Origin of the sequence: Paraburkholderia sp. (genome assembly GCF_049581445.1) — a bacterium.
Lineage (GTDB): Bacteria > Pseudomonadota > Gammaproteobacteria > Burkholderiales > Burkholderiaceae > Paraburkholderia.
Genome location: NZ_JBAURZ010000127.1, coordinates 1 through 4519, shown reverse-complemented (window position 1 = coordinate 4519; position 4519 = coordinate 1). Strand labels below are relative to the sequence as shown.

6 protein-coding genes and 2 pseudogenes are annotated in these 4519 nt (G+C 60.1%); 5 read left to right on the top strand and 3 right to left on the bottom strand.

Features of this window, described 5'->3' with window-relative positions; all coding sequences use genetic code 11:
- Positions 1–125 precede the first annotated feature (125 nt).
- Both hpnK and WCA85_RS11855 read left to right on the top strand, forming a co-directional pair.
- Entirely contained in the window at positions 126–1007 is an 882-nt protein-coding gene (gene hpnK / locus WCA85_RS11860) for a hopanoid biosynthesis-associated protein HpnK (protein WP_424064040.1), read from the top strand.
- Positions 1004–2002: a lysylphosphatidylglycerol synthase domain-containing protein gene (locus tag WCA85_RS11855; protein WP_424064038.1), complete on the top strand. Its 999-nt coding sequence runs from the start codon at positions 1004–1006 to the stop codon at positions 2000–2002. Before hpnK ends, WCA85_RS11855 begins: the two co-directional genes overlap by 4 nt.
- 4 nt (positions 2003–2006) lie before the next feature.
- Here the strand turns inward: WCA85_RS11855 and WCA85_RS11850 are convergent, their stop codons facing one another.
- Genes WCA85_RS11850 through WCA85_RS11840 form a run of 3 tightly spaced genes read right to left on the bottom strand, consistent with a single transcriptional unit; the run spans position 2007 to position 2598 of the window.
- On the bottom strand, positions 2007–2156 hold the full coding sequence (locus tag WCA85_RS11850; protein WP_424064036.1) for a hypothetical protein: 150 nt from the start codon (positions 2154–2156) through the stop codon (positions 2007–2009).
- A 39-nt stretch (positions 2157–2195) separates the two neighbouring features.
- The gene (locus WCA85_RS11845) at positions 2196–2396 is read right to left on the bottom strand and encodes a hypothetical protein (protein ID WP_424064034.1); all 201 of its coding nucleotides are present in this window, start codon (positions 2394–2396) and stop codon (positions 2196–2198) included.
- Positions 2397–2448: 52 nt separating this feature from the next.
- On the bottom strand, positions 2449–2598 hold the full coding sequence (locus tag WCA85_RS11840; RefSeq protein ID WP_424064032.1) for a hypothetical protein: 150 nt from the start codon (positions 2596–2598) through the stop codon (positions 2449–2451).
- Positions 2599–3156: 558 nt separating this feature from the next.
- Here WCA85_RS11840 and WCA85_RS11835 point away from each other — a divergent pair.
- From WCA85_RS11835 to WCA85_RS11825, 3 genes and pseudogenes are all read left to right on the top strand, one after another.
- Positions 3157–3474: pseudogene (locus tag WCA85_RS11835) on the top strand (LLM class flavin-dependent oxidoreductase); the annotation flags it as partial.
- A 10-nt stretch (positions 3475–3484) separates the two neighbouring features.
- Positions 3485–3760: pseudogene (locus WCA85_RS11830) on the top strand (cysteine dioxygenase); the annotation flags it as partial.
- On the top strand, positions 3757–4519 hold a 763-nt coding region (locus WCA85_RS11825), incomplete at its 3' end, for a rhodanese-like domain-containing protein (protein ID WP_424064030.1). The pseudogene WCA85_RS11830 and the gene WCA85_RS11825, both read left to right, overlap by 4 nt.

The following is a 4519-nucleotide window of genomic DNA, read 5'->3' as shown; positions in this document are numbered from 1 at the left end:
TTCTATTTCCGCCCGTCGAAGATCTGGGAAATCGTGCGCGAGATGCTGATGAGTTGGGACATGATGAAGCGGCGTCTGCGCGAAGGCGTGGAGTTCTACCGTTTCCTGCGCGCACACGAAGCGTGATGTCACTTGAGGCTCGGCTGTCGCAACGCGCTTTGATCTTCACCGCCGATGACTTCGGTTTGCATGAGCGCGTCAACGAAGCCGTCGAACGTGCTCATCTGCACGGTGTTCTGACGGCGGCAAGTCTGATGGTCGCCGCTCCCGCCACGCGCGACGCAGTGGCACGCGCTCGCCGGCTGCCGGAATTGCGGGTTGGTTTGCATCTGGTGCTGGCTGATGGCGCTGCCTATCTGCCGCGTGAAGCGATTCCGGCGCTGGTAGATATGCATGGCCGCTTCGGCGACAACATGGTGCGCGACGGCTTCCGGTTTTTCTTCTTGCCGCACGTGCGCAAGCAACTGGCACTGGAGATTCGCGCGCAATTTGAGGCGTTCGCGAAGACGGGCTTGCCGCTCGATCACGTCAACACGCACAAGCATTTCCATCTGCATCCGACGGTGCTCGCGCTGATCATCAAGATTGGCCGCGAGTACGGCATGCGTGCGATGCGTCTGCCGTGTGAATCCAAAGAACCGGTGTGGTTAAAGCCGTGGATTGCACTGGTGCGTGCACGTCTCGATCGCGCGGGCGTGGCGCATAACGACTACGTAGTCGGTATTTCGAAGACCGGGCAAATGGACGAGGCCGTGTTGCTGGCGGCGCTGGCGACCCTGCCGCACGGTATAGGCGAGATCTACTGCCACCCGGCGGTAAAGGGCGAGGGCGCATTGACGCCGGGCATGCGAACTTACCGGCATGCGGACGAACTGGACGCCTTGTTGTCGCCTCGCGTGGCGGCCGCGGTCGAATCGGCCGGCGCGACGCGCGGCGGTTTCGCCGATGTGTTCGGCCGCCGGTTACCGAGCGCCGCCGCGCCCGACCGGGGGGTTCAGCCGTTATGAAGTGGTTGCGGTGGGCGGGTTTGCCGGTTGGCATCGCGATCCTGATTGGACTCGTGCTGCACGAAGATGTGAGCGGCATGATGCAAGCGATTGGTCAGGCCGGATGGGTGCTGCTATGGCTGGTGCCGTTTCACGCGTTGCCGCTGCTGCTCGATGCGTATGCGTGGCATCTGTTGCTCGGCAAGCGGACCTCGCTGCTGTTTCTCTGGTGGATCGCGACGGTCCGCGAGGCGGTGAACCGCTTGCTGCCGGCAGTGGGAATCGGTGGCGAGATTGTGGGTATCCGGCTCGCGCGGTGGCGCGTAACGGATGTCAGCCTCGTGAGCGCCTCGGTGATTGTCGAAGTAATGGTGACGATGGCGGTGCAGTATGCATTCTCAGCGCTTGGGCTGGTGCTGATTGTCGCCTCCGCGCATCAGGCGGATGCCTTGCGCACGATTGGCCTGGCGTTGCTGTTGTCGCTGCCGTTGCCGGTGATCGCCGTGGTACTGGTGCGACGCGGCGGTGTGTTCCATGCGATCGAGCGATGGGCCGCGCACTTGCTGGGGACATCGAATACGTTGTTGCAGGGCATTGACGGTAAGCAACTCGACGCGGATATCGACGCCCTGATGTCGCGCACGGGGTTATTGCTGAGTGCTTTCCTTTGGCAGTTGAGCGGGTATGTATTGGGCGCGTTCGAGACGTATTGGGCGTTGGGGTTGCTTGGACACACTGTTTCAGTGAACGGGGCGCTGGCGATCGAGGCGCTGACCCAGGCTGTGCGACATGCGGCGTTTTTTGTGCCTGCTGGGTTAGGGGTGCAGGACGCAGCGGTCGTTTTGCTCGCGCAGATGTTTGGTGTGGATCGCGAGGTGGCCTTTTCGCTGGCGCTCGTCAAACGGATGCGGGAGGTTGTTTTTGGCTGTTGCGCGTTGATCTCGTGGCAGGCGGTGGAAATGTTCTGGCCCAGGGCCGGGGAGCGCAGAGCGGAGGTGGTCGCTGAGCGGTTGTAGAAATTCAATCCTTGCGGGCAAAGAGAATATTTGCGGCAGAACAAGCCTTGATCTGATCTGTTGCCACACCCATCCCGCTAGGAACGGCCGCATAGGCGACGATCGCGATGCAGGCAGTACTCAGCAGGGCTACGAATAGATTCTGAATCTTCATGACGTTTCTCGGATTGCTATCAATGGATGGGTGTGGTCTTCAGTTGATCAGGACTTTGCAGGCCATCCATAGCAAAACAAAAGACCCGAATAGATAGGTGACGCCCGTGCGCGTGAGAGCGCCGGGCCATTGAGTTGGCGGCAACGCTTCGATCCGGACAATACTGTCAGCAGGTATCGGATCGCGCCGCAGCACAAACGGCACGAGCGCGATGCATAGCAGCAGCATGAGAGCAAACAAGTGAAGCGCGAATGAATAATCCATGGCGTGGAGATAATGAGAATGCCGAGGTTCAGCGGCAGTTGCAAGTCGCGCGGCGCGCAGCGAACAGGCTTCGCAGCACGGTAATCAAACGATTCGGCAACGGGCGGACGTGACTGTGACGGTCTACGTCTGCGCGGCATTCCAGTTCCATCAGTTTGATCAGGAAGAGGGGACTCATGGCTATCTCCGTGTCGGTATCAAAAGGGTTAATGAGATAGTAGGCGCGCACCCCCTTGGTCGATATCGGACGATTCCGAGATACCGTTGCCCCAATAAGAATCAGCCGTAGGCACGGCGTCACATTACGTCTTTGAGTGCGCGCGACCGCTATGCAGGTCGCTAGCCCGGACCTCGCACGCTTTAACCTGTCGCACTACCCTTAGCGCTCGTCGCCAATTTGAAAGCACTACGACAACAGTGTGTAGGTTGCGATCTTTTCCAGGGGGGCCCCCCGAACGCGACGTGCTGTAACGTTTGTTTAAAACGGTTTTATCGGATGAAATGCAAATGAACCTGTAACTTTTGCAGGTTTGTCCTCCCCGAGAGATGAACCAGTAACCCTTGCGGGTTCATCTCCCCCTCGCGCGTCGGCTGCCTGTGGACAGGGCCGACGCTTTTTTTCACGCAAAGCAGATGTCTTTATCGCCGATCGATATTTAACAATGACCTGTTCACAGTGCTACCGTTAGCGGCGAAGTGACGCCCAAGGTCACGCCAAACTGCCGGGAGCCGCACTGTGACAATCGAATTCATCGGCATGATCCAGACTCGCAAGGCCTCGGAAACACACGCACCGGCAGGTCCGGCAATCGATCTTCAATACGTCGAGCGATTCGCGCAGGCTCACGAAACGGCCGGCTTTGATCGCGTCCTCGTACCGCATCATTCCACCAGCCCCGATGCGCTGCTTACCGTCGCGCATGCGGCCAGCGTATCCCAGCGCGTGCACTTCATGCTCGCGCATCGCCCCGGCTTCGTCGCGCCCACGCTTGCGGCACGACAACTCGCCACGCTCGATCATTACTCCGGCGGCCGCCTTGCGGTCAGTGCAATCGTATGCTCTAGATGGAGGCGGCACGTTGCTTGCTGCTAACGCGGTGAAACGGCTTGAAACGGGCGCTGTGGACGCTGTTTCGCCGGACATCGGCGATATCCACCGCGTTAGCAATGCGTTTCATGACCGTGTGTCGATCAGCATTCACGTTTATGGTGCAAATATAGGTGCAGTGTCGCGCTCGGTTTATCCGCCCGACGGGGGCCGCAAAACATTTATCTCCGGCTACGCTAACGATGTGTTGCCGAATATCTGGAACGTATCGAAGGAGAGTGTTCTCTTATGACGCTTGAGGCTGAATTCCGTATCCGTGCTTTTGAAGACGTACGCCGTGCCTTGTTCGAACGTCGCGAAATCGCATTGCTCGATGTACGCGAGGAAGATCCGCATGCGCGCAGCCATCCGCTGTTCGCCGCCAATCTGCCTTTATCGAAGCTGGAACTCGAAGTGCCGGTGCGCCTGCCGCGCCGTTCCGTGCCGATCGTCGTGTTCGACGACGGCGAAGGTCTGGCCGAACGCGCGGCGCGCCGCCTGACCGAACTGGGTTATACCGACGTCTCGCTGCTCGCAGGCGGTTTGCGCGGCTGGGCCGAGGCGGGTGGTGAACTCTTTAAGGATGTCAACGTGCCGAGCAAGGCATTCGGCGAACTGGTGGAGAGCGAGCGCCATACGCCGTCACTGGAGGCCGAGCAAGTGAAAGCGTTGCTCGATGCCGACGCGAATGTGGTGGTGCTCGACGCGCGCCGCTTCGATGAGTATCAGACCATGAACATTCCAGGTAGCGTCAGCGTGCCCGGTGCAGAACTGGTGCTGCGGGCGCGTCAACTGGCGCCGGACCCGTCCACTCAGATTATCGTCAACTGCGCGGGCCGCACGCGCAGCATCATCGGCACGCAGTCGCTGATCAATGCGGGTTTGCCTAATCCGGTGGCCGCGCTGCGCAACGGCACGATTGGCTGGACGCTCGCGGGACAAACGCTTGCGCATGGCAGCACGCGACGCTTCGATCCGGTGAGCGACGGCGCGTTGCGCGTCGCCGCTGCTG